The organism is Snodgrassella alvi (assembly GCF_002777745.1).
In the GTDB taxonomy this organism is placed as follows: domain Bacteria; phylum Pseudomonadota; class Gammaproteobacteria; order Burkholderiales; family Neisseriaceae; genus Snodgrassella; species Snodgrassella alvi_D.
Genome location: NZ_MEIO01000001.1, coordinates 1 through 25528 on the forward strand (window position 1 = coordinate 1; position 25528 = coordinate 25528).

General features: G+C 42.8%; 27 protein-coding genes. 12 read left to right on the plus strand and 15 right to left on the minus strand.

Translation table 11 applies throughout. The features are described from left to right. Positions 1-137: 137 nt before the first annotated feature. Positions 138-320, minus strand: a complete 183-nt coding sequence (locus BHC51_RS12880) for a hypothetical protein (RefSeq protein ID WP_143558688.1) — start codon at positions 318-320, stop codon at positions 138-140. 26 nt (positions 321-346) lie between these two features. Between BHC51_RS12880 and BHC51_RS00005 the strand changes: the two genes are divergently transcribed. Continuing rightward, a complete protein-coding gene (locus tag BHC51_RS00005; protein ID WP_100153031.1) occupies positions 347-730 on the plus strand; it encodes an SMI1/KNR4 family protein in 384 nt (127 codons plus the stop codon). A gap of 11 nt (positions 731-741) precedes the next feature. Here the strand turns inward: BHC51_RS00005 and BHC51_RS00010 are convergent, their stop codons facing one another. Next, positions 742-1287: an RNA 2'-phosphotransferase gene (locus BHC51_RS00010; protein WP_100153032.1), complete on the minus strand. Its 546-nt coding sequence runs from the start codon at positions 1285-1287 to the stop codon at positions 742-744. A 261-nt stretch (positions 1288-1548) separates the two neighbouring features. Between BHC51_RS00010 and BHC51_RS00015 the strand changes: the two genes are divergently transcribed. Then, entirely contained in the window at positions 1549-2031 is a 483-nt protein-coding gene (locus BHC51_RS00015; protein ID WP_100153033.1) for a hypothetical protein, read from the plus strand. Between the two features lie 640 nt (positions 2032-2671). Here BHC51_RS00015 and BHC51_RS00020 read toward each other — a convergent pair. The 6 genes from BHC51_RS00020 to yjgA form a co-directional block, all read right to left on the minus strand. Further along, positions 2672-4270, minus strand: coding sequence for a peptide chain release factor 3 (locus tag BHC51_RS00020; protein WP_100153034.1), 1599 nt, complete (start codon positions 4268-4270; stop codon positions 2672-2674). A 176-nt stretch (positions 4271-4446) separates the two neighbouring features. Next, complete coding sequence (gene ygfZ / locus BHC51_RS00025; protein ID WP_100153035.1) at positions 4447-5319, minus strand: CAF17-like 4Fe-4S cluster assembly/insertion protein YgfZ; 873 nt, start codon at positions 5317-5319, stop codon at positions 4447-4449. 117 nt (positions 5320-5436) lie between these two features. Further along, positions 5437-5721, minus strand: coding sequence for a helix-turn-helix domain-containing protein (locus BHC51_RS00030; protein ID WP_100099076.1), 285 nt, complete (start codon positions 5719-5721; stop codon positions 5437-5439). A gap of 317 nt (positions 5722-6038) precedes the next feature. Further along, a complete protein-coding gene (map, locus tag BHC51_RS00035; RefSeq protein ID WP_100099075.1) occupies positions 6039-6818 on the minus strand; it encodes a type I methionyl aminopeptidase in 780 nt (259 codons plus the stop codon). A gap of 49 nt (positions 6819-6867) precedes the next feature. Further along, a complete protein-coding gene (gene trpC / locus BHC51_RS00040) occupies positions 6868-7656 on the minus strand; it encodes an indole-3-glycerol phosphate synthase TrpC (protein WP_100153036.1) in 789 nt (262 codons plus the stop codon). A 63-nt stretch (positions 7657-7719) separates the two neighbouring features. Then, on the minus strand, positions 7720-8244 hold the full coding sequence (yjgA, locus tag BHC51_RS00045; RefSeq protein ID WP_100153037.1) for a ribosome biogenesis factor YjgA: 525 nt from the start codon (positions 8242-8244) through the stop codon (positions 7720-7722). Between the two features lie 141 nt (positions 8245-8385). On the opposite strand from yjgA, the gene pmbA reads away from it, so the two are divergent. The 3 genes from pmbA to BHC51_RS00060 all read left to right on the plus strand — a co-directional run bounded on the left by pmbA (position 8386) and on the right by BHC51_RS00060 (position 11600). Next, a complete protein-coding gene (gene pmbA, locus BHC51_RS00050) occupies positions 8386-9717 on the plus strand; it encodes a metalloprotease PmbA (RefSeq protein WP_100136282.1) in 1332 nt (443 codons plus the stop codon). A gap of 88 nt (positions 9718-9805) precedes the next feature. After that, positions 9806-10306: a disulfide bond formation protein B gene (locus BHC51_RS00055; RefSeq protein WP_100123050.1), complete on the plus strand. Its 501-nt coding sequence runs from the start codon at positions 9806-9808 to the stop codon at positions 10304-10306. A gap of 52 nt (positions 10307-10358) precedes the next feature. Then, on the plus strand, positions 10359-11600 hold the full coding sequence (locus BHC51_RS00060) for a DUF1615 domain-containing protein (protein ID WP_218966343.1): 1242 nt from the start codon (positions 10359-10361) through the stop codon (positions 11598-11600). Between the two features lie 58 nt (positions 11601-11658). On the opposite strand, the gene BHC51_RS00065 is transcribed toward BHC51_RS00060, so the two are convergent. The 3 genes from BHC51_RS00065 to BHC51_RS00075 form a co-directional block, all read right to left on the minus strand. Further along, positions 11659-13563, minus strand: coding sequence for an ATP-binding cassette domain-containing protein (locus BHC51_RS00065; RefSeq protein ID WP_100153039.1), 1905 nt, complete (start codon positions 13561-13563; stop codon positions 11659-11661). Between the two features lie 92 nt (positions 13564-13655). Continuing rightward, positions 13656-14168: a type IV pilin protein gene (locus tag BHC51_RS00070; protein ID WP_100153040.1), complete on the minus strand. Its 513-nt coding sequence runs from the start codon at positions 14166-14168 to the stop codon at positions 13656-13658. Between the two features lie 518 nt (positions 14169-14686). Beyond that, positions 14687-16000 carry a homoserine dehydrogenase gene (locus tag BHC51_RS00075; protein WP_100153041.1) on the minus strand — a complete coding sequence of 438 codons (1314 nt, stop codon included), beginning with the start codon at positions 15998-16000 and terminating at the stop codon, positions 14687-14689. A gap of 147 nt (positions 16001-16147) precedes the next feature. Between BHC51_RS00075 and BHC51_RS00080 the strand changes: the two genes are divergently transcribed. Further along, positions 16148-16528, plus strand: coding sequence for an Mth938-like domain-containing protein (locus BHC51_RS00080; RefSeq protein ID WP_100153042.1), 381 nt, complete (start codon positions 16148-16150; stop codon positions 16526-16528). 108 nt (positions 16529-16636) lie between these two features. Here the strand turns inward: BHC51_RS00080 and BHC51_RS00085 are convergent, their stop codons facing one another. From BHC51_RS00085 to rlmB, 3 genes are read right to left on the minus strand one after another with little or no spacing between them, the layout of a single operon-like run. Further along, positions 16637-17590 carry an SPFH domain-containing protein gene (locus tag BHC51_RS00085; protein ID WP_257384746.1) on the minus strand — a complete coding sequence of 318 codons (954 nt, stop codon included), beginning with the start codon at positions 17588-17590 and terminating at the stop codon, positions 16637-16639. 8 nt (positions 17591-17598) lie between these two features. Then, entirely contained in the window at positions 17599-18033 is a 435-nt protein-coding gene (locus BHC51_RS00090; RefSeq protein WP_100153044.1) for an NfeD family protein, read from the minus strand. A gap of 51 nt (positions 18034-18084) precedes the next feature. Continuing rightward, positions 18085-18834, minus strand: coding sequence for a 23S rRNA (guanosine(2251)-2'-O)-methyltransferase RlmB (gene rlmB, locus BHC51_RS00095; protein ID WP_100153045.1), 750 nt, complete (start codon positions 18832-18834; stop codon positions 18085-18087). 379 nt (positions 18835-19213) lie between these two features. Between rlmB and BHC51_RS00100 the strand changes: the two genes are divergently transcribed. The 6 genes from BHC51_RS00100 (at position 19214) to BHC51_RS00125 (ending at position 24545) form a co-directional block, all read left to right on the plus strand. Continuing rightward, positions 19214-19879 carry a DUF421 domain-containing protein gene (locus BHC51_RS00100; protein WP_100136269.1) on the plus strand — a complete coding sequence of 222 codons (666 nt, stop codon included), beginning with the start codon at positions 19214-19216 and terminating at the stop codon, positions 19877-19879. A gap of 130 nt (positions 19880-20009) precedes the next feature. Then, the gene (locus BHC51_RS00105; RefSeq protein WP_100099062.1) at positions 20010-20813 is read left to right on the plus strand and encodes a squalene/phytoene synthase family protein; all 804 of its coding nucleotides are present in this window, start codon (positions 20010-20012) and stop codon (positions 20811-20813) included. Positions 20814-21109: 296 nt separating this feature from the next. After that, the gene (locus tag BHC51_RS00110; protein ID WP_100099061.1) at positions 21110-22108 is read left to right on the plus strand and encodes an ABC transporter substrate-binding protein; all 999 of its coding nucleotides are present in this window, start codon (positions 21110-21112) and stop codon (positions 22106-22108) included. Positions 22109-22207: 99 nt separating this feature from the next. Then, on the plus strand, positions 22208-23110 hold the full coding sequence (locus BHC51_RS00115; protein ID WP_100099060.1) for an ABC transporter permease: 903 nt from the start codon (positions 22208-22210) through the stop codon (positions 23108-23110). Further along, on the plus strand, positions 23107-23901 hold the full coding sequence (locus tag BHC51_RS00120; RefSeq protein WP_100099059.1) for an ABC transporter ATP-binding protein: 795 nt from the start codon (positions 23107-23109) through the stop codon (positions 23899-23901). Before BHC51_RS00115 ends, BHC51_RS00120 begins: the two co-directional genes overlap by 4 nt. A gap of 74 nt (positions 23902-23975) precedes the next feature. Then, a complete protein-coding gene (locus BHC51_RS00125) occupies positions 23976-24545 on the plus strand; it encodes a pseudouridine synthase (RefSeq protein ID WP_100153046.1) in 570 nt (189 codons plus the stop codon). A gap of 92 nt (positions 24546-24637) precedes the next feature. On the opposite strand, the gene BHC51_RS00130 is transcribed toward BHC51_RS00125, so the two are convergent. After that, a complete protein-coding gene (locus BHC51_RS00130) occupies positions 24638-25480 on the minus strand; it encodes a MetQ/NlpA family ABC transporter substrate-binding protein (protein WP_100153047.1) in 843 nt (280 codons plus the stop codon). Positions 25481-25528: the final 48 nt, after the last annotated feature.

The window sequence follows — 25528 nt, forward strand, 5'->3', positions numbered from 1 at the left end:
CTTTGACGGGGATACCGGCTTCGGCTTCTTTTAAAATAGATACGATTTGATGTTCAGTCATTTTTTTCATGCTTAAATCCTCAATGGATTAATAAAGAGAATTTTCTACTTTTATGCTGTACTATTTTAGGGGATAGTTACAAAGCTAATGTTAGAAATTTTGATGATAAGCTTTCACCTGCTGAAGTAAATAGGTTTTCTGATCCTAGAAAAGGATTTGTACCTACAACTTGGGGAGAGGCAATAACAGGAAGAATTAATAAACAGTCAAGTGGATTTAGTAAAAATAATCCATATGGTTCAAGTACTCCGCCTCGCATTAGTGACAAACCTAAGGATTAAGAATATGGCTCATTACTTATATTCAAAAGAAGAATTACCCGAAGGATTCAAATATCCGCTATCTTTTTTGAAAATTGTTTCTAAGAAAGATATTCTAGATTTAGAACCATGGTGGTTTTTGTATGAATTTGAAAATTTTGCTAAACAATGGTTATTCGAGATAAAAAAACAATACCCAACTAGAAAACTGATACCATTTGCCAAAGCTTCTAATACTGATGATATCGTTTGTTTTGATGGTTTTGATAAATCAGGTAATCCGAAAGTATACTTTGTTCATACTTTTGCTTCCCCTGGATGGGAGGACAGGGGTAATGTCTATAGCTTTGATGAATGGTTAAAACAAGCCAAAGAAGAATCAGCACGATATAAAGCCGAGAGAATTTAATTAGGTTAGGTTTAGTCAAATATCAAAAAGTTAGTATGAACAGTATTGGTTAACCAAACTCCATTATCAGCTAGATAAAACTTAAAGCCTTGTTGATGCATTAACAAGGCTTTTACCTTTAATACTACCGGTTTACCATGCCTTTTTCCTACTATATTAGCAGTCTTCTCATTATCAGATAAATGGACATAATGGCGACTACCAGCAACTAATCCTTGTTTTTTAATGGAATCAATAAATCGAGTTGCTGTGCCATGATATAAAAAATCTGGAGGTATTTGTTCTACATGGCTAATTTTTACTTGTTGAGTTGAATGTCCTTGCGCTGCACGTATTTTTAGATCATCATCTGAAATCGTAAAACGTTTTTTATCACTTGTTTTAACAACTTGCTCAAGCAACTCTCTAGTAAGAGATTCTCCATGTTGATTAGCTTGCATGATCAGGCTATCAATATTAACCCAGCCATCAGAATCTAATGTGATTCCAATAGCTTCTGGTTGATGTCTCAAAATATAGCTTAAGAATTTACTAATTTTATTCAATTGTTTGTTCAAGATTTATGTCCTTTCTTCTTCCTATCAACCATTGCATATCTTACCTATTACATTCAAAATTCGCAATTTAAGCTACTTCAGCCAGCGCACTTTAATGGTTAATTGGGGGGGGGGGAATTTGATGTCTAGTAACATACCCAATAGCATAAAATCTGATACTAATATTAATTATATTCATGACAACTTGGACAGGGCAAAGGGATAGAAATATTTAATCACAATATTGTAGATTTCAAGAGAGTTAGATAAAGGGACATTTTAATGTTATTAAAATTAAACGAAGAAAAGGCACCTATGAAAATAGTTTTTTTACTATCTGAGGAACTCAAAAATGATCCTGAAAGAGTTGCTCTAACACAAGCTTTGACACTAAACACCTTAAAGCCAAAAATGGGGCTTAAGGGGAGTCATGGTCTTTTTGCTTCTCAAGAATGGTGGAATAGTATTAAACAAGGGAAAATGCCATTAAAGTATATTTCTGGTGTTATTACGAGTGCATATATTGCAGGTCAAGATCCTTCAAAATTTAATAATACAATTGATATTGTACTCAATAATGGTTCAATAGAGTCAGTTGGAATATATGTTAATAATGATGATGATGTTAGTCTTTTTAAAGTTGGGCATAAAGCTTGTATTGTTTATGCACTTGATGAAATGAAAGCACAACCGGATTTTGATGGAAGTGTAAATTATTCTCAGACTGCATTAGAGATGGCTGTTTCACTTGAACCTTGTAAATAAAAATTTTTTATATAAGTAAATGAAAATCCTAGTTGAATTAATTGGGATTTATGTTAATATATATTTTCTTTCCTATTGTCGTTGAATACCGTTACCAGCATCCTCGGTGGCCAAATCAACTTAGCGGTAACCATCTTCAACAGCGCACACTCTCTCAGTGCCAACATGACAAAGAAAGCCTTAGTAAAACAGACCGAAACCAAATTACAAGTACTAGATTCACAATAATGAATAGAGTATCAGGGAGTGGACTGTGCTATTTTAGGAAGTAGTTATATATTAATCCCAGTCTTTTGGTTTGAGTTCTGGATGTTCGCGGAATAATGGGGCTAAAAAGAAAATATTTCTCCCATTACTTTTCCAACAATTCTTCTATACGCAATAAATTCGTCTTTGGGACAGCAATCTTGTACTTTAAACAGTGATTGGTTTAGTTCTGTGGTTATGTTAAGCATCAAATCTCTAACTTACCCTGTAATTTTTGGATCTTTTATCATATTCCATTCTTTATTAATTACTGTATCTTGAATTTATGGTTTTTGTTGTGTTTAAACAACTTTATTGTTTTTGTGGCTTAAAGAATAAAAGCAGCTTCTCCGGTAAGGGAGTAGCTGCTTTTATTTTATTTGCATGAATGTGTTTATTCGTTAATCTGGGCGGTTAATTCTCGTGTTTCATGGAAACGGATATCTGGCCAGCGTTCTTCGGTAAGGGAGAGGTTAACGCGATTGGGGGCGAGGTAGGTGAGGTTGCCTCCGGCATCGGTTGCGAGGTTAAGTACGTTGGCTTTTTCAAATTCAGCCAGTTTTTTCCGGTCGGGACAGGATACCCAGCGTGCTGACCAGATGCTGACAGATTCAAATACGGCATCGACGCCATATTCATTAGCCAGACGGGCAGTGACTACTTCAAACTGCAATACGCCTACGGCGCCGAGTATGAGATCGCCGCCATTGTGTGGTCTGAATACCTGTACGGCACCTTCTTCACCTAGTTGCTGTAATCCTTTTTGTAGCTGCTTCATTTTTAGTGGATTTTTAATCCGTACGGCGCGGAAAAGCTCAGGAGCAAAAAATGGTATTCCAGTGAAGGTAAGACGTTCGCCTTCGGTGAAGCTGTCGCCGATCTGGATATTACCGTGATTGGGAATGCCGATAATGTCGCCAGCGAAGGCCTCTTCGACGAGTTCTCGGGTGTGAGACATGAAGGTGACGACGCTGGAAGCCGAGATATCGCGATTTAAGCGCAGGTGCTTGATTTTCATGCCACGGGTGAATTCGCCAGAGCATACGCGCAGGAATGCTATGCGGTCGCGGTGTTTGGCATCCATGTTTGCCTGAATTTTGAATACAAAACCGGAGAATTTGGTTTCGGTGGGCTCGACCACTCGTTCGAGGGTCTCGCGTGGTTGTGGTGCTGGTGCCCAGTCGATCAGGGCATTGAGGATTTCCTGAATGCCAAAGTTATTGATGGCTGATCCAAAAAAGACGGGGGTAAGCTCACCGCGCAGAAAGGCGTCTAAATCAAATTCGTTTGAGGCTGCCTTTACTAGCTCTATTTCTTCACGCAGTTGCTGTATTTCTATGGGAAAGAGTTCATCCAGACGGGCATTGCTGATGCCTTTGATTACATCAAATTCATGTGGAAGTTTTTCTCCGCCGGCTTCAAACAGGTAAATTTCATCGTTGAGGATGTGGTATACACCTTTGAAGTTTTTGCCCATGCCAATCGGCCAGGTAATTGGTGCACAGCGGATATGCAGGATATTTTCTACTTCATCAAGTAATTCGAGTGAGTCTCGAACTTCGCGGTCGTATTTGTTCATGAAGGTGACAATCGGTGTATCACGCAAGCGACAGACGTTTAAGAGCTTGATGGTTTGTGCTTCTACGCCTTTGGCTGCATCAATTACCATTAGGGCACTGTCTACTGCTGTGAGTACTCGATAGGTGTCTTCGGAAAAGTCTTCATGGCCGGGGGTGTCGAGTAGGTTGACGACATGCTGGCGATAATCGAACTGCATTACGGATGAGGCTACGGAAATACCGCGCTGTTTTTCGATTTCCATCCAGTCGGAGGTGGCAAATTTGCCGGATTTTTTACCTTTTACGGTACCTGCGGACAGTATGGCACCGGAAAACAATAATAGTTTTTCGGTGAGGGTGGTTTTACCGGCGTCCGGGTGGGAAATAATCGCGAATGTGCGGCGACGTGCCGCTTCCTGGGCAATCTGACTCATGATTTTGTATTCTGCAAGCAATAAAAACAAGACGGCTATGGCCGTCTTGTAAAGGAATATATTGTAGCACAGGTTGATATAAAATCTGTTACTTGTGTGGTTTGTTGATATAAATCTGGTGTAAGTTTGCTATGTGGTATGAAGAGATATCTGCTGGTGGTTTGTTATTTGCTGTTTCATGCATTTTTAGCATGAACTGTGGTAAAAAAGCAATTTTTTATTGCAATGGGATTATTTCCACTCTGTAATTGTGTTTCGGCAGCGCTGTGTTTGATTACTGCCAGAGCTAAGGTTGTTGTTTCTTGTTGCACTTGATTGATAATTAGGCCGACTTCTTCGTTGTTACTATCGGTTATGGTAGCACCAGTGGAAAGTGTGTCAGTGGTTTCAAGCAGTGCCAGTCCGCGTTTTACCTGTCCACGGTATTGAGCGCGGGCAATAATTTCCTGACCAGGATAACAGCCTTTTTTGAAATGGACTGCACCAATTAGTTGCTGGTTGAGCATTTGTGCTACACATGTTTCTGTGGTAGCTGCGCTAATCCATGGGTTGCCGCTATTGATTTCATGTGTCTGCCATGCTTTGGCTGTTTCTGTGTTTAATGGTGGTAGTTGGTTGATTTTGCCAATTTGTATGGTGGAATTATCTGGCAGGGTTATGTACCAGATTTGTTTTGTCTGGACGGTTGGCAATACATATTGCGGTTCTGTTGGTGTGGTTGTGCTGGCAGGGACGCTGACGGCTGCTCCCCATTCTTCCATGCATTCCAGTTTTACTTTGCTGCGCATGATGTAAATTTGTAGCTTTTTTTGTAATGTCTCGCACAGGTCGGCGGCTGCAATCAGGATGATGTCTTCTCCTCGATTGAGTAACACTATATTGGCTATTACACGCCCTTTGGCTGTGTTATAGGTTGCCAGACACGCTTGGCCAGCGGGTAGGTGGTTGATGTCATTGGACAGCTGGTTATGCAGAAATGAGGCGCGGTCTTCGCCGCTTACTCGAATTAGACCAAAAAAAGGCATCAGGGTAGATGCGGTGTGTGTCATGGATAAATCCTAGTTAATTTGGTGGTTCTTATTATAATGCTGAATTTTTAATAAACAAGATAAAAGCTCCGTCCAGGATTCAGATCGGAGCTTTAGCAGGGAGACTGACAGAGAAAGTTATTTTGCTTCTATTTTTGCTTTCAGTTGTTGATACATATCAGGGTGCTCGTTTTTAAGCAGTTCAGCTACTTCCATGTTTACGCGATTGAGCTTGCTTAATTCCAGCTGTTCAACATGTACCAGACGAACGAGCTCGCGAACTGGTTTGGGAATGTTGCGACCAGCTTCATAACGGGAACCACCAGATTGGGTAACGCCAACCTGACTCCAGAACTCAATTTGGTTCAGACCGAGTTTTTTACGGATTTCGCGCACATTGCTGATAGGTTTAAAAGCTTTCATATTGTTATACCTTAAAAACAAGTTGTCTATGTGTTAGTAGAATTAATTAATATGATCATTCATAAACATTTAATTATTTTGGTAAGTTTGGTCATTTTATGTAATGACTGATGTTTTACCAATATGCATAATTATCTATGGACTTCAATATTATCACAATAATTTTTACATTCAATACAATATTGCTGCTGGTTTATAAAAAGGTGGTATTTCTAAATAATATAAATTTATATTGATTAAAATAAATTGATATTTATTGCTAAAAATCGGTGATAAGTGTTGTTTTGATTTAAGATTTTGCAATTTTATGCTTTTTTTTAAGGTTTGCCTGTTAAAGGGCTGATTGTGAGAATTTCGCAACCATTTTCGGTAACGAGTACTTCGTGTTCCCATTGTGCGGAAAGCTTGTGGTCTTTAGTTACGACTGTCCACCCATCGCTGAGGATGCGTAGTTGCCGTTTACCTTGATTAACCATTGGTTCGATGGTGAATATCATACCTGGTTGCAATTTTAAACCGGTATGGCGGCGGCCATAATGCAACACTTGCGGTTCTTCGTGGAAGCCGCGGCCAATACCATGTCCGCAAAATTCCTGTACCATGGAGTATCCGGCATTTTCGGCAACCTGCTGACATGCATAGCCTATGTCTCCCAGAGTGGCACCCGGTTTAACTGCTGAGATACCAGCCATCATACTTTCATGGGTGATGTTGATCAGGCGGCGTGCCTGCGGGCTGATTTCTCCCACTGCATACATGCGGCTGGAGTCGCCATGAAAACCGTCTTTGATAATGGTGACGTCAATATTTAAGATGTCGCCGTTTTTTAATGGTTTGTCATCGGGGATGCCGTGACAGATAACGTGGTTAACAGAAGTACAGCAGGATTTGGGAAATGGTGGGTTACCATATCCTAATGGTGCCGGATAGCCACCCTGAACGTTGATGTGGTAATCATGTATCAGTTTGTCGATTTCGTTGGTGGTGATACCCGGCTTGATAAACTGGCCTATATAGTCAAGTGCTTCGGCTGCCAGTCGGCCTGCAACGCGCATTGCAGCAATTTCTTCTGCATTTTTAATAATCACGGCCATGATTTTTCCTTTTACGGTGATTAAGACAGTTTAGGTGATGTGTATTCATGCTTTAGGCATTGACCAGTATACTCAATTCTTCAGCAATGTTCTGTTTGCGCATCAGGCTTTCACCGATGAGAAAAGTATTAACCTGATGTTGCTGCATCATGTGAATGTCGTCTGTGGTAAAAATGCCGCTTTCTGTAACGATGGTTTTGCCGGTCAGTGCTGGTAGAAGTTTGATGGTCTGTTGTAGATCCACTTCGAATGTCCGCAGATTACGGTTGTTTATTCCCCATAGTGGCGTGCGCATATCGATGCATTTTTCCAGCTCATCTTCATTGTGAATTTCGAGCAGTACTGTCATGCCCAGTTCGTGGGCAATGGCTTCATATTCATTTAGCTGGCTACGGGTTAGTGCTGCGGCAATAAGCAGAATTGCATCGACATTGTGTGCCCGTGACTGATAAATCTGATAGATATCAATGATGAAATCTTTGCGTAATACGGGTAGATTGCAGGCGTTTCGGGCTATGTTCAGATAGGCGAGGCTGCCTTGAAAATAGTTGCTGTCGGTGAGGACAGACATGCAGGCAGCGCCACCTTGCTGATAGGCACGAGCAATGTCAGCAGGGGAAAAGTCGGGGCGAATCAGTCCTTTGGATGGGCTGGCTTTTTTGACTTCTGCAATAATGGCAGCTTTACCCTGATGATGCTTGGTGTGGATGGCATCGAGAAATGGTCGCGCCGGTATCTGGTCGTAGGCCTGTGCACGTACTTCGGCCAGCGATTCAGTAGTTTTCGCTGCAACCATTTCGTTTTTTTTGGTAGCAATGATTTTATTTAAGATGTCGCTCATGGTGGTTGTCCGGATTCTGGCGCTGAAATTTACTTTATCAGACAGGGGAAATGACCGTTGATTTCAGGATTGGGTATTTTCGCTGATTTCGGTTTTCAGTAATTGAAAAATTGCTCTAAATGCTTTTGGTGGCTTACCGGCATTCTGTTCTTTGCGGGCATTGCGAATTAGTGTACGCAGGTTGTTGATGTCGATATGCGGGTATTTGTTGATGATTTCAGTAAGACTGTTATCGTCGGCAATTAGCCGCTGACGAAGATTTTCCAGTCTTTGCAGATAGGCGTTATGTGCGCTGTTTTCACCTTTGAGGCGTGACAGATAATCGTTGATGGGTGCGGTATCGATTTCACGCATCAGGCGACCGATAAACTGTGCTTGCCGCTTCAGGGCACTGTTGGAGCTGATCTTTTGATAGCTTTGTACTGCCTGTAATAAATCTTCAGGCAGATTCATTTTTTTTAGGGTATCAGCAGAAAGTTTGGTTAGTTCCATGCCCAGTTGTTGTAAATCATTCATTTGCTTTTTCATCTGGGTTTTGCTTATCCATTCTTTTTCTGCAATGGTTTGGCTATCAGGGTTAGTGTTCATATATTAGGTGCCACATGTATGTCTAAATTTCAAGTGTCTATTTTAGCAAAAAATCCGTATTATTTCAGTTTGCATGTATGTAGTATTGCAGCCAGAGCCTAAATCGGCATGTTAGAATGCAGGCTTCTTTGCAAGAGGTTAATTATGTTTCATCACGGTGCCGATCAGTTACAACAGTTGAGTCAGCAGGCTTTGCAGAAGGCCAGAGAGCAAGGGGCAAGTGCAGCTGAAATTGATATCAGTGAATCTGTTGGACAGAATGTGCAGGTGCGCCAGCAGGATGTTGAACATATTGAATATCAGCAGGATAAATCTCTGGATGTTACGGTTTATCTGGGACAGGCCAAAGGGCGTGCCAGTACTGCTGATTTTAGTGCCAGAGCTATCGGAGAAGTGGTAACGGCAGCCCTGAATATTGCGCGTTATACTGCTCAGGATGATTGTGCAGGATTAGCTGATGTTTCATTGCTGGCAACGGAACAAGGCGATACAGAAGCATTTTTCCCGTGGTCCTTATCTGCGGATGAAGCAATTATGATTGGTAAACGTGCTGAACGGGCTGCTCTGGATACGGATGAACGTATCAGTAATTCGGAAGGTGCTGAGGTACAGACTGACCACTATCAGTATGTATATGCCAACAGTAATGATTTCTGTGCCTATCAGCGTGGTAGCCGGCACAGTATTTCCTGTAGTGTGGTGGCTGCTGATGCTTCCGGTATGCAGCGTGATTACTGGTATGATCTGGCACGTGATGCGCGCGATCTGGCTACAGCCGAAGCAATTGGTCAGACGGCTGCTGCACGTACGGTACGGCGCCTGAATGGTCAGTCTGTTGCTACTGGTAAATATCCGGTGGTTTTTGATACTACGGTAGCTGGTAGTTTGATCGGTCATCTGGTGGGGGCGCTTAGTGGGGGGGCTCTTTACCGGCAAACCAGTTTTCTGGTGGATAGTTTGGGCAGGCAAATTCTGGCACCATGGGTATGTCTTACTGAAAAACCGCATGTTAAGAAAGCGCTGGCCAGTACTTATTTTGATGCTGAAGGCGTGGCTACTCATGAGCGTACGATTATTGATGGTGGCTATGTGGCTGGCTATTTTTTAAGTAGCTACAGTGCGCGCAAATTAGGTATGGTGACAACTGGTAATGCGGGCGGGGTGCATAATTTATACCTTAATCATACGCATGCTACTCAGGCAGAGCTGTTGCAGACGATGGGTACTGGTTTACTGGTTACAGAACTGATGGGACAGGGTGTGAATGGTATTACTGGCGATTATTCACGTGGAGCGGCTGGTTTCTGGGTGGAAAACGGGGTAATTGTCTATCCGGTGGAGGGTATTACGATTGCTTCGCGTTTACAGGATATGTTTATGTCTATGGTTGGTGCGGCAGACGATGCGCTACGGCGCAGTACACATAAGGTGGGTTCTATTCTGGTTGATAATATGACGGTTGCTGGGGTATGAGCTATGTCTGACTATAGCTTGTTTTGCTGTAGTCAGTCTGTGAGTGCTAAGCGTGGTTTTGGTAGTCGTCAGCTTGAAAGGATTACAAATGAGCTTTCGTAAAGCATTGTGGTGTGTCTTTTTTCTGGGTGTGTTTTGTGCAGCAGGATCATTTATCGGCCAATATGTTCTGGGCATGAATCCCTGTGTGCGTTGTATTGAACAACGGGTTGCGGTAATTGTTACTACACTGCTGGCTTTTGTGTGTGCCTGCTGCCCTAATCGTAGTTGTATTGAACGGGTGATTAATGCTGTTGTGATGAGTATGGCTCCTGTTGCCGGATTGGTTGTGGCGATTTATCAGATATATATTCAGCATCTGCCTTTAGTTGATCAGCCTTCTTGTGGCGCACCGTGGACATTCCGTCTGCGGGATGCTCCACTGTTTGAATTGTATGAACCGATTATTCGTGGTAGCGGCAATTGTGGCGAAGTACAGCGTATTCTTTGGATACCTTTGCCGGTATGGAGTGTATTGTTTTTTAGTTTTGTGCTGTTGTGGGTCTGGGTATGGTTATGGCGTAGCCGCTGCAAGGGTGTTAGAAAATAAGGTTGTGCTGTATATGCTGGTGAACTGATTCGCTTGAATGAATGTGGATGGTATGAATGCTAAATTTTTACTGAGGGCAACTGGCCGGATAACGTTGGCAGGATTAATGTTGTGGGGGTTATCTGCTTGCAAGGAACAGGAAAGCTGGTCTGGCGCAGACAAAAATACGGCAGATGACAATGGTAAAGTTTTGACTCAGCCGGCTCAAATAAGCCGGCTGATACCGGCACGGGTAGCACAACGAGATGCATGGGCGGTGGATATCAGCCAGATTATGGATGAGCTGAAAATCAGTAAGACTCGGGAAAATGTGTGCAGTGTTATTGCTGTGGTGGATCAGGAGTCTAACTTTGTTGCTAATCCAGCTGTCCCTGATTTGGGCAATAAGGCAATTAAAGCGTTTCAGACTGAAGTGCCTCAGAAATTTGTTAAGCAGTTTGGTTCGGCATTAGGGCCGGCAGTGTCTCGTTATTTTACTTACGTATTACTTAATGAACCAAGCAAGGAAAACAGTTTTTTAGTGCAGATGCGCTCGGTGAAAACCGAACAGCAATTGGATTTGATTTACCGGCAGATTTTTGCTTATGTTGCTAAGCAGTTTTATGCTGATTCTATTGCCAATGCGGCGGCCAAATTTATGGGCAAGGATTTAGGGGAGGAGAATAATCCGATCACGACCATTGGCTCAATGCAGGTATCGGTAAAATATGCGCGTCAGTACCAGCGTGATCGTGCCTCAGTAAATGAGTTGCGTGATTATATGTATACTCGTGAGGGCGGTTTGTATTATGGTATTCATAGGCTGATGAAATATCCTGCTAATTATGATAATGCACAATATCGTTTTGCTGATTATAATTCAGGCATGTATTCGAGTCGCAATGCAGCATTCCAGCAGGATATTAATAAATTGCTCAGTCTGAATATGCCTCTGGATGGGGATCTGTTACTGTATGATAAGGATGATAATGCTCAGTCAATGCCCAGCCAGACTGAAACAGCGCTGAATCAGCTATTCGCAGATCATGGTATGGCGATGAAGCCAGAACAGATAAGGGGAGACTTGTTAAAGGAGAAGCAGGCGGAATTTGAAAATACGCCTACATATCATAATGTAATTACTTTATATAAGCGTCAGTTTGGTAAAAATCCTCCATATGCGATTATGCCGCAAGTGGTGATCAGTGGGCCGAAATTAAGTAAGGATTACAATACTAACTGGTATGCAAGTAATGTTACTCGCCGCTATGATACCTGTATGCGGCGTAGTGGTGGACGTTTCCATAAAAGATAAATCGATTTTTGAAAAAAACAGCCAGAATGATTAAATCGCTAGCTGTTTTTTCTACATATCAGTTCTGAGACTTTTGTTTTGCTTCAAGGTTTTCCCAGCGTTCAAGTTTTTCTAGCAGTAGTTCTTCAATTTCAGCAATTCGTGCCTGCCATGAGGCAGCCAGTTTATAATCATTTTTGAAAATTTCGGGATTGGAAAGATTTTCATTCAATTCAGTCTGCTCAGCTTCAAGTGCAGCAAGTGCGTCCGGTAAGCTGGCTAGCTCACGCTGTTCATTATAGGAAAGTTTATCGCTGCGTCGGTTTCTGGTGCGATTTTTATCGCTGTTGCTGGTGTTTTTGCTTGCTGTATGTGCTGGTGCCTGTAAGCTTTGTTCACGTTTCATGGCATCGATGTAATCCTGATAACCACCGATGTATTCTTTTAACTGACCATTGCCATTGAAGACGATGGATTGGGTAACGACATTATCCAGAAATGTACGGTCGTGGCTGACTAGAAATACGGTACCGCTATAATCGCGTAATAATTCTTCCAATAATTCCTGTGTATCTATATCCAGATCGTTGGTGGGTTCGTCTAGAACCAGAATATTAGCTGGGCGAGTAAATAGTTTGGCCAGTAACAGCCGGTTGCGTTCACCACCGGAAAGTGATCTGACTTCACTGCGAACTCTGGCTGGAGGGAATAAGAATTCTTCAAGATAACCGATAACATGTTTGCGCTGGCCGCCGATTTCTACATAGTCGTTGCCGTGACCAATAGTATCGAAAACAGTATCGTTTTCATTCAGTGCACTGCGGAACTGGTCAAAATAGGCTACTTCCTGACGTGATCCCAGACGGATTTTACCTGATGTGGGTTGCAACTCTCCTAAAATCAATTTTAAAAATGTGGTTTTACCCACTCCGTTTGGTCCGATAAGCCCAATTTTATCGCCACGCTGAATAACGCTGGAGAAATCGCGCATGATGATGTGCTCATCATAGGCGAATCCTGCATGTTCGATTTCAGCTACGATTTTGCCGCTGGTTTCGCCACGGTTCAGGTTAAAGCTAACTTGTCCTTGAACTTCACGTCGCGCTGCGCGCTCGCGCCGCAATTGCTCCAGCCGTTTTACTCGCCCCTGATTGCGGGTTCGGCGTGCTTCAATACCTTTGCGAATCCATGCCTCTTCCTGAGCATGAAATTTATCAAACAAGCGATTGTGTTCGGCTTCTACGGCTAGTTCCTGTGCTTTTTTTTCACTGTAGGCGCTAAAACTACCCGGATAACTACGCAAGTGTCCACGGTCTAATTCAACAATACGTGTGGCTACACGGTCTAGAAAACGCCTGTCGTGTGTGACAACGATCAGGCTGCCGGCGAAATTAGCAAGTAGATTTTCCATCCATTCAATTGCTTCGATATCCAGATGATTGGTGGGTTCATCCAGTAATAGGATATCAGGTTTCTGTACCCATGCTTGTGCCAGAGCAACTCGTTTTTTCTGACCGCCACTAAGATTGCCAATAAGTTCGTTTTCCGGCAGTTTTAATTCACTCAGGGTTTGTGCAATCAGGGCGTCAAATTGCCAGCCGTTATGGCTTTCCAGCTCATTCTGGAGCTTAGTTAAACGGTTCAGGCTGGTGTCGTCACTGACATTCTGGCTAAGCTCATGATATTCCTGCAGCAGGCTTTGCAGTTCACCTAATCCTTGTGCAATGGTGTCAAAAATTGTTGCCTCTGGGTCGAAGAAGGATTCTTGTGGGACATATACTACTTTTTGATTGTTCTGAATGGTTAACAGGCCATCATCCAGTTTCTGTACGCCAGCAAGAATTTTCAGTAATGTGGATTTTCCGGCACCGTTACGCCCAATAAAGCCGATTTTTTCTCCAGTGTCCATTTGCAGGGAAGCGTGATCTAGTAGGGGATGGTGGCCAACTGCGAAACAGGCGTTATCCAACGATAGAATACTCATGATTCAACCAGACTAAGTTCAGATGTGTGTTAGGGAAAGAGTGCGTATTGTAACAGTTTCATTATTGAAATGTTGCAGCTGTCCTGAAACAGTTAGTGATTAAAGATTTGGCAGTTCTTGTCGGTTTGGCTGCCACCGCTGAAAAAGTTGTTTTTTTCATTACAGCGGCTGGTACTGCTCTGGCAAAGAAATACTCTGCCATCCTGATTAAGTTTGAGGATACGCGGTTCGGTATTTGTATCCAGTGCTACTGCTTTGAGTGTGTAATGTTCTTTCCTAGTAAAGCGTGGATTACCCTGAAAGCGGAAACAGAAATGCTGGTTTTGGCTAATGGGTAAATGTGGCCAGCTATTTTTGTTTTTTTTGTAACTGATGTGTTGCTGGTAATGTTTGGCTAGATATTGGCTGTTGGTGAGTAAGACAGCCTGAGCCTGATGAAGTTTTGCCTGTTGCACATGCTGGCGGTAGTAAGGGAAGGCGATGGCTATGAGTGTCAGAATAATAGCTAACGTAATTAATAATTGAAGTAGGCTATATCCATGAATGGTATGCGGCGTGGACTGAAATTGATACTTATTTGGTTGTTGATGAAATAAGTGTGCCATGTGGAGTTGAATATATTTATACCCATAGCATTATAGTACATTTAGTATCTCTTTGTCATATATGTTTTATATTTTGTTATTAGGGATTTAATTGTTTTGGGTCTTGTGTAGTTTGATATATCTGGCAGGAAAGGAATTTTTGGTTGGGTTGTACAATTTGGCATGTTTTTTCGTAAGCTTGGGGTATTAATTTGTTGTGTTTCTATACCAAGCTTTGGAAATCAGGTTGATTTGTTAATATAAATAAGTTGTTTTTATTAGATACTTGTAAAGCTCCAAATAGGTGATGTTGATGATTATTAGTGGTCATTTGGGGTTGAATATATTTTTGTTGTTTGCTTCTATTATTTAAAGTATACAAGTTGATTGGGTTAATAATTCAGTATTTATGCGTAATTGTATTATCTGAAATGCTGGCAGATTGTATTATTTCAGATGAGGCTTATCGGCGTAAATTAAAAGTAATTAAAAAACGGGCAATATTGCCCGTTTTTTAAATCATGATTTAGCAAAAGTGATTAGCGTGGGTGCAAACTTTCCATTCGAATCATGGTTACCGGTGACAGTACCCGTGGCAGTGCCTGAATGCGAGCCATTGATTGTTTGATAAAGCGTTCTTTGGTAGAGTGAGTGAGGATAACGATTTCAGCTGATTCTTTATTGATAATGCCTTTTTGAATCAGTGCTTCAATGGATATGTTTTCTGCGGCCAGAACGTTGGCAATTTCACCTAATACTCCTGGCTCATCGCAGGCAGATACTCTTAGATAGTAGCTGCTGGTTATCTCATCCATTGGAAGAATGGAAATGTTTTGCAGTGAATTGGACTGAAAGGCCAGATAAGGAACACGGTAGCTGGCTTCTGCATTTTGCAAGCGGGTAACATCAATAATATCAGCCATTACTGCGCTGGCGGTAGGGCCGGCGCCGGCGCCGGCGCCATAGTAAAGTGTCTGGCCAATCATATCAGCTTGAACTGATACTGCATTCATGACGCCTTCTACTTTGGCTAGTAGGCGACTTTCCGGTATCAGGGTAGGGTGTACGCGCAGCTCAATGCCATCAGGGGTTTTACGGGTGATGCCAAGTAATTTGATGCGATAGCCAAGTTCTTCTGCATAGCAGATATCCAGACTTTCCAGTTGGCTGATGCCTTCCAGATAACAGTGGCTGAAATTAATCGGTGTGCCAAATGCTAGTGCAGAAATAATGCTTAATTTATGGCCGGCATCGTGTCCCTCAATGTCGAAGGTAGGGTCGGCTTCTGCATAACCCAATGCTTGTGCCTGCTTTAATGCTTCTGGAAAGGTGCTGCCATTGGCTCGCATTTCACTTAGAATGAAGTTGCTGGTACCATTGATGATACCTGCGATAGATTCGATGTGGTTGGCCGCCAATCCCTCGCGTAGTGCTTTGATAATGGGAATGCCGCCGGCAACTGCTGCCTCATACATCACCATAACATTATGTTCTGCTGCCTGACGGAAGATTTCGTTTCCGTATTCGGCCAGTAGTTTCTTATTAGCGGTAACGATATGTTTGCCGTTTTTAATTGCCTGTACTACGGCGTCTTTAGCAATAGTTGTACCGCCAATCAGTTCTACTACAACGTCAACATCAGGAGCATTGACTACATCAAAGACATTATCACTGACGAGGGTGTTATAACCACATATTTTGCGAGTGCTTTCAATATTGCGGCTGGCTGCACGAGTAATAATCAGCTCTCGCCCGAGTCTGCGGGTGATTTCATCTGCATTATTCTGTAACAGCTTGACGGTGCCACCACCAACTGTGCCAACGCCTAGCAAACCAATGCGTAGAGGCTGCATTTTTACTCCTTTAATTAGACGAATTTAATTGTATGATTGCCTAATACTTGCAATTTTACGTAGATAATCTACTATGCTAGCGGAAAACAACTTTTTTGACTACTACTGCTATACATAGATTATGTGGTTACGCAGAAGGAATATTTGATGCAGATTGATGAAATCCGAGATAAACAGGGTCTGTGGATTGAAGAGATTGATACTGGGGTGATTATGGTAAATGGCCAGCAATATATCAGGCCAGTATGTATTACCACGACAGAAGTATTGCCATTAGATAAAAATGCCGCTGAAGAGTTAACTATCGAAGATTTTGCGCAGGCTATGCAGGAGCAGCCGGAAGTAATTCTGATTGGTACTGGCAGTAAACATGTATTTATTCATCCGCGTCTGACGGCGCAACTGGCAGCAAAAGGTATAGGTGTTGAAAGTATGACTACGGCGGCTGCATGTCGTACTTTTATGGTTTTGCGCAGCGAAGGTCGCGCTGTCTGGGCATGGCTGTGGCCGTTAACTGAGGAATATTAGTATTTGTGCTGGACAGATCAGCAAAATAAGCCGGGGTAATTTAATTGTGCTGGAAATACTGAGGCTACTGGTTTAAATTATCCGGTAGCCTTTTTTAGTTTCTAATGATTATTTAGCAGTGGTGGTGCTCTGGCCTTTAATTATGTTCATACCAGCACTAACTAGACTACCAATATCAGCTACGTTGGCAGGCATAATTAAGGTATTATTGGTTTTGGCCAGTTTGGCAAAGGCATCAACATACTGTTCAGCTACTTTCAGATTAACTGCTTCAGTACCACCCGGTTCTTTAACGGCAGCGGCAACCTGTCGGATGGCTTCGGCAGTAGCCTGAGCTACGAGACGAAGGGCTTCTGCTTCACCTTCTGCACGATTGATCTGGGCAATTTTAGCACCTTGGGATTCATTGATAGAAGCCTGTGCTTCACCTTGAGATTTTTGAATTTCTGCTTCACGCTGACCAGCCGCTAAATTGATCTGTTCCTGTTTAATCCCTTCAGACTGGGCAATACGCGCGCGTTTTTCTCGCTCGGCAGTAATTTGTGCCTGCATCGAACGTAAAATTTCCTGTGGTGGCACTAGGTCTTTGATTTCGTAACGCAGAACTTTCACACCCCATGAAACGGCTGCTTCGTCCAGTGAGGCAACCACAGTTTGATTAATATCATCACGCTCTTCAAAAGTTTTGTCCAGTTCCATGCGGCCAATTACGGAACGCAGAGTAGTTTGTGCCAGCTGGGTAATCGCTACGACGAAGTTGCTGGAACCATAGGAAGCAAGTTTGGGATCAGTTACCTGAAAATAAATGATGCCATCTACGGTTAGTTGTGTATTATCACGGGTAATACATACCTGACTGGGGACATCTAGCGGAATTTCTTTTAAGGTATGTTTATAAGCTACGCGGTCGATTATTGGAATAATAAAATTAAGACCCGCTACCATGGTAGCGTGATAGCGACCTAAACGTTCAACAATATAAACTTCCTGTTGTGGTACAACTTTAAACGCCATACAGATAAAGGCAATGATGGCTGTGAGAAAAAGAAAAGTCATGGTCATAGTCATAGTTATTCCTGAGTAGTGGTGGATGCTTGAGAAATAATATTTAGGATATTGCCGTTATGGCTGATGATTTGGGCACTGTCGCCGGCTTTTGCGCTAGTGGGCTGAGTAAAACGTGCCTGCCAAGTGGTGCCACGGTAGTGTACCTGCCATAAGTCATCGGTAAGCGGCTGGGTGAGCACCACAGTCTGGCCGTAATCCGGATCATCACTTGCTTTGGTTTTATTTTCGCGTGGATGCTGCTTTTGCCACAATCGTACAATGATAATGCCAATAATGGAAAAAGCAGAGGCAATTAAAATATTGATGTTGTTATTGGTTTGCAGCAGCCATTCTGCCAAACCAGCGCTCATTAATGAGGCGCTGATAACCAGCAGATAAAATGTACCGCTAAACATTTCAAGTACGAACAGTATTAGAGCAGCAATGCACCAAATCATCTGTATCTCCAATTTTGTAGTGGTTGTCAGGAATAGGTGTTTATTTCAGTTTTAGCTTTTGGCAGCCAGTATTCTTTGCCGGCGGGTTTCGCTCAGGACAATTCCGGTACTTACGGAAACATTCAGGCTTTCAACAGTTCCGAACATGGGAATGGATACCAGTGTGTCACACAGATCACGTGTCAAACGGCGCATACCGTTGCCTTCGGCACCCATTATCCAAGCTACGGCTTCAGGGGCAGTAAAATGGTATAAATCCGCGCTGCCTTCCATATCGGTACCAACAATCCAGATACCACGCTGTTTCAATTCACGGATGGTACGTGCCAGATTGGTAACGGTGATATAGGGCACGGTTTCGGCTGCACCACAAGCTACTTTACTTACGGTGGCATTGAGGCCAGCACTTTTGTCTTTGGGCGCGATAACGGCATGAACACCCATAACATCTGCTACGCGCAGGCAGGCACCCAGATTATGCGGGTCGGTAATGCCATCAAGAATTAGTAATAGCGGGGGTTCATTCAGGTTTTCGAGTACATCCTCTATGTCTACATGCTGTCTTGATGCATCGATAAAGCCGACTACACCCTGATGGCGTGCGTGTTTGCTCAGGGTATCGAGACGTGCCTGATCTGCGCTGATAACGCGCACGTTTTCTGTTTCAGCTTTGCTTAATACATCACGCATGCGGGCGTCATGTTTTCCTTCAAGCACATAAAGTTCAATAATGCTGGCAGGGTTTTGCCATAAACGGGCGTTAACTGCATGAAAGCCGATGATGAGACGCTGATTTGACATAGATGTTTATTCAATATGTAAAGAATTTAATTATAGCGGAAATCGGTGTATCAATCTGGTTATACCTGCTATGTAATTTTATTTATATGGCAAAGCGTTGTCTATAACTTTTATTTACTTTTTATGTATATAAGGAAATTTAATTTATCAGATTGCAATCAAACTTTTAATTTTGTTGTTAAATTCATATTCTTATGTGATTTCAGAAATTTTTGGTAAAAAATTTATTTTTATCAAATGTTTGAAATACTATTGCGTTAGGTTGATGTTAGAAATGTTTATGTTTTCACAGTAGGAATTATGCTTGTATAAAGGGAAGGAGCCTGAGCCGATAGTTGTTGGCCGGGAGTTTGACTTTGAAATAAAGTTAGGAATTCTTATGGAATACTATTTATGGGTGCTGGCCAAGTTTCTTGTAGGCTTTTTAATTGTGATATTGCATTTGAATTTTACCGGTAAAACCCAGCTGAATCAGATGACGCCGGTTGATTTTATTGGTAATTTTGTACTTGGTGGAATTATAGGCGGCGTTATTTATAATGAGGATATTCCGATTTATCAGTATGTTATTGTGCTGTTGATTGGTGTCAGTCTGATTTCACTCTTAAATTGGATCTGTAAGCATGTGAGTTTTTTCAGGATGTTTGCGATTGGTGAACCGATTCCGATTATGAAAGACGGACGTTTTTTAATGGATAATATCCTGCGTAAGAGAAATAAGATTGATATTTTAAATGTGGCTTCGCTTTTGCATGCTCAGGGCGTTACTTCTTTTCAGGAAGTGAATTATGCACAGATTGAACCCAGTGGTTCATTAACGGTGCTTACAGATAAGGGCAAGTATCCTTCATTGATTTTATTCAAGGATGGTGAAGTTCGTACAACTGAATTGCAGCGAATAAATAAGGATGAAAAGTGGCTGGAGCAGAAAATGCAGCAGCAGCACTTGGCTAAAGATGATTTATTTCTGATTGAATTCTGGGAAGGCAGGCTGAATTTTATTCTGCGTTCGGGTGAGGTGAAAAAGGATATGCTGAAAAATTAAATTTTTGCACGCAGAAATTGCTGGAGAAATTGCTGGAACAGGTTACAATATCCGTTTAGATTAAAATTGATCCATTGCTGTGCAGCCATTAGAATATTGTTATCAGAAAATATGCCATAGCAAGAATGCTATGGCATTTCGTTTTCCTTTTCTTTCTCGTGTACAGCGTCAGGCACTGGTGGTGTTATATGCGCTGCAACAGGAGTTGCTGGAAGTAGTACAGGACTGTACGGAAGCTAATTTGGCGCTCACTACTCTTAACTGGTGGCAACAGCAGATAAGCCTGCTGTATGTTGATAAAGCAATGCCGGAGCATCCTTTAATGCAGGCTTTACAATCGTTCATTGCAGAGTATGCTTTGCCGCAGTCTGAGTTAATGGCTCTAATTAATGCGCATTATACGGAATTAACTCTGGCTAGATTTCAGGATATGAATCAGTTACGTCAATATGCATGTCAAACAGGTATGGTACAGGGGCGGCTAAGTAGCAGGGTATTAGGATTTACTGAGCAACAAACGTTGGAATTTGCCGAAAAAGTTGGTGAATTATGCCAAACAGTAAAACTGTTTTCGCAAATTGGGGCAGACGCGCGACTAGGTAGGCTTTATATTCCAGTAGCCATGTTGCAGGAATTTAATGTTCCTGCTTCAGTGGTTCTGAATGGACACGGTAGTGCTGAATTTATGGCTTTATTAAATACGTGGCTAGCTGAATTAAAGGGGCAGTTTAAATCTGTTGTGGCTTTGTTACCGCGCGTAGACAAATACCGGCAGCGTGCCAGTCTGGCTATGCTGGCGATTGCTGCTGCTCTGCTAAGGGAGATTGAGCAGGATGGGCTGGTGAATATTTTACAGTATCAGTTAATTGTACCGCGTCCACGTCAGCAGCGGCTGTTTTGGAAAACCTGGCTATGTGGTTTCCGGCCTGTATAGCTGGCGGGCTGGAACTAGACAGATATTTTGCTCTGGAAAGAAAAGTGAGATATGGCAAGGTTGGCTAGTTATGGGCACTATTTTAACAATTTAATCTATTATTTGAAATTTTATTGCTGGTAAAGGTAATCCTCTGAATTTTTATTCTAGTATAAAATAGTTTATTTTGATAATTTTGATTACGCATTCATACTGGTTTTTTTGTATAATTTACGTCAGCATCTGCTTATCTGAGTGGGTGTAAGTAATTTTATGGCTAAATTGCTTCTGAATAACCTTGTGTTAAGGAACCCAATATGCTCGGAGCGAAAAAAACATTACGAATTCTGGGTTTAACTGCTGCCTGTTTACTTACAGCATGTTCGCCATCCGAACAGGGCGGCAAGACCAGTGATAATGGTATGAAGAAAGTAGCCATTACGGCAATTGTAGAACATCCGGCACTTGATGCTGTACGTCAGGGTGTGATTGATGAATTGCGTGCCGAAGGCTATGAACAGGGCAAGAATCTACAGCTTGATTTCCAAAGCGCACAGGGTAATACGGCTACAGCCAGCCAGATTGCTAAAAAATTTGCTGGTAATAATCCGGATGCGATTGTGGCAATTGGCACACCGAGTGCACAGTCTATGGTTGCGGTAACACGCAAAATTCCGGTCGTGTTTGCGGCGATAACCGATCCTGTAGCAGCCAAACTGGTGGCAAACTGGGAGCCGAGTAAAACTAATGTTACTGGTGTGTCTGATGAGCTGCCGTTGCAACCGCAGATTGATTTGATGAAACAAGTGGTACCTGATCTGAAAACTGTTGGCTATGTGTATAGTCCGGGTGAAGTGAATTCCACCGTGGTGCTGAAACAATTGCAAACTTTACTGGCCAAAGATGGTATTAATGTGGCTGCTGTTCCGGCGCAGCGTACTACTGATGTGCCTATGGCTACAAAAAGCCTACAAGGTAAGGCAAACCTGATTTATACTGCGCTGGATAATAATGTGGTTTCAGCCTATGAATCCATGTACAAGGTAGCCAAAGACATGAAAATGCCGCTGGTGGCTTCAGATACTGGTTCGGTAAAACGTGGTGCTGCTGTGGCAATGGGCGTTAATTATCATGAGCTTGGTGTAGCTACAGGAAAGATTGTAGGTCGAATTCTTAAGGGTGAACAAGCCGGCGATATTGCGCCACAGCGTATGTCTGTTGAACAACTCGACTTGCTGGTAAGTAAATCCAATGCCGCAGAACAGGGTATTACATTATCACCACAGCTACTCAAGCAGGCTAAAGTAATCAATTAGGATAACAGTCTTCGTGCTGAATATCGTCACATCGGCAGGCTGGTTCAGGCTTTGCCGATGTTGTTTTTATTTTCAACCACAATTTATTAATTGGATAATATGTCTTCTATAGCTTTATTTGGTGCTTTAGAAAGCGGGCTGATATATGCCCTTGTTGCTCTGGGTGTGCTGATTTCATTTCGTATTCTGGATTTTCCCGATTTAACTGCTGATGGCAGTTTTCCACTAGGTGGTGCTGTGTTTGCAGTTTGTGTTACTTATGGTGTTAATCCGTGGCTGGCGACGGCACTTGGTGGTGTTGCCGGAGCCTGTGCTGGCTTGTTGACAGCATGGTTACATGTTTCTCTGAAAATCATGCAACTTTTAGCCAGTATTCTGGTAATGGTGGCTTTGTATTCGGTGAATCTGCGTATTATGGGAGCGCCCAATCTGCCCTTGCTGGATCAGCCCAGTGTATTTACACCATTCTTCAATGCTGATTTTAGTAATCAGTATTGGATACAGCCGTTGGTGATATTCGGTTTTGTTTTGGTTGCCAAATTGTTTCTGGACTGGTTTTTTGCCACTGAAATAGGTCTGTCAATGCGTGCCACTGGGGTAAATGCACGAATGGCACGAGCACAGGGTGTAAATACTTCGCGTATTTTGTTGCTGGGCATGGCAATCTCTAATGCGTTTATTGCTCTGGCCGGTGCTTTATTTGTGCAGACGCAGGGTGGCGCTGATATTTCTATTGGTATCGGTACAATTGTTGTTGGTCTGGCGGCGGTGATTATCGGTGAAACACTGATTCCCGGTAAGCGCTTTTTAGTGATTACACTGGCAGTGATTGTGGGTGCGGTATTGTACCGTGCGTTTATTGCACTGGCATTAGGGAGCGATACACTGCAGCATATCGGCTTCGGCCCACAAGATCTGAATCTGGTAACGGCCATTCTGGTGGTATTGGCTTTGCGTTTGCCGGCAATCAAAGGTTATTTTAAAAGGAAATTAAAAGCATGATGCGCGCAAATGATTTACGTCTGACATTCAATGCAGGAACTCCTATTGAAAATCCTGCTTTGCGTGGCATGAGCTTGAGTATTGCTGAAGGTGAGTTTGTTACGGTTATCGGCAGTAATGGTGCTGGCAAGTCCACTTTCCTTAACGCGATAAGTGGTGATACTTTGGTGGATTCTGGCAGCATTACTATTAATAATAAGGATGTGACCTATGAACCAGCCTATAAGCGTGCGCCATTGGTAGCACGAGTGTTTCAGGATCCGCTGGCTGGTACCTGTGAAGCTCTGACCATAGAAGAAAATATGGCGCTGGCACTCAGGCGCGGGAGCGGACGCGGTTTGCGTGCGGCGATTAAGCGCCAGTACCGTGAACTGTTTCGGGAAAAACTGGCTATGCTTAATCTGGGGCTGGAAAATCGTCTTAGTGATCGGATCGGCCTGCTTTCGGGTGGTCAGAGGCAAGCTGTCAGTTTGCTAATGGCATCATTGCAGAGTTCCAAAATTCTGTTGCTGGACGAACATACTGCTGCTTTAGACCCGAAAACAGCTGCTTTTGTGCTCGAACTGACTGACCGCATTGTGTGCGAAAACAAGTTGACTGCGATGATGGTAACTCATTCGATGCAGCAGGCTTTGGATCATGGTTCGCGTACTGTTATGTTGCATCAGGGACGGGTGGTGCTGGATGTAGCTGGCGATAAGCGTGCCGGTATGAGTGTTACTGATTTGTTAAAAATGTTTGAACATACGCAGGGCGAAAAAGTAACTGACGATGCTTTATTGCTCAGTTAAGTCCCTGTATTATTGTTGGAGGGACAGGCTGTCAAAATTATTTTTGACAGCCTTATTTGTTGATTGGATAAATAATGTCTGTGCCGGAATTGATTGTACTGAATAAACCATATGGAGTGATTTGTCAGTTTAGTGCCCATGAAAAATATCCTACCTTGAAGCAATATGTGCCTTTGCCGGATATTTATCCTGCTGGCCGATTGGATACGGATAGTGAGGGGTTATTATTGTTGACTGCAAACGGACGTTTGCAGGCAAAAATTGCCCATCCAAAATATAAGCTGGTGAAAACTTACTGGGTACAGGTAGAGGGTAGGCCAGATGCGGAACGCTTGCAGCAACTGGAACGAGGTGTAGATTTGGGGGATTTTATGACAGCTCCGGCACAGGTGAGTGTGCTTAGTGCTGCTGATAGTGCCCGCTTATGGCCACGGGTGCCGCCAATCCGTGAACGCAAGACGGTAGCAGATTTCTGGCTGCAAATCCGCATCAGTGAAGGTAAAAATCGGCAGGTGCGGCGCATGTGTGCCAGAGTAGGCTGGCCATGTTTGCGTCTGGTACGGGTTGGTATCGGGCGGTTAAATGTTTTTTCACTGGACTTGCCTTTAGGACAGTGGCAGGCAGTTAGCCCGCGCGATTTGTAATGAATTACCGGTGTTCTTTCCAGATGTAAAAATATAACCCTCAGGCCTTCTGGCCTGAGGGTTATTTATATTGATTAGTAATGCGTGGTTAATCAGAATGCAGGAATAATTGCACCCTGATATTTTTCTTCTATAAATTTTTTCACTTCAGGCGAGGTCATGGCCTGTTTCAGTTTTTGAATTGCTGCGCGGTTTTCATCACCGGTGCGGACAACCAGCATGTTTGCGTATGGAGAATCTTTTTCTTCAATGAACAATGCATCTTTAGTCGGTACCAGTTTGGCTTCCAGGGCAAAATTGGTATTAATTACGGCTAAGGTGGCATCATTCAAAGTACGTGGTAACTGCGGTGCGTCTATTGGGGTAATTTTCAGATGTTTCGGGTTGTCTACAATATCGCGTACAGTAGCACTGATACCTGCATCAGCTTTAAGTTTGATTAAGTCAGCTTTTTGCAGTAATAGCAAGGCACGACCGCCATTAGAGGCATCATTTGGAATGGTTACCAGGCCGCCGTCAGGAGTTTCGTTGAGTGATTTAACCTTTTTAGAGTAAATACCCATTGGTTCCACATGGATGTTAACAACTGGTGTTAACTGCATTTTATGTTTTTGTACGAAATCGTCCAGATAGGGTTTGTGCTGGGTAAAGTTGGCATCAATATCTTTTTCAGCCAAAGCGATATTCGGACGCACGTAATCTGTCATTTGTACAATCTGTAAATCGATACCTTCTTTTTGCAGTAATGGTTTGGCTACCTGAAGAATTTCAGCATGAGGTACTGGTGAGGCTGCTACTTTAAGTACGGTTTCGCTGGTAGCAGCTGATGCGCTGCTGGTATTGGCTGACGATGCAGTTTCATTTTTCTGGCTGCATGCAGTGAGTACGGTACTGATTGCTGCCACAGATAATAATGCAAATAACAATTTTTTCATATTTCACCTTGATGAGATAAGCGTTAAGACATATTGTTTAACATTAAC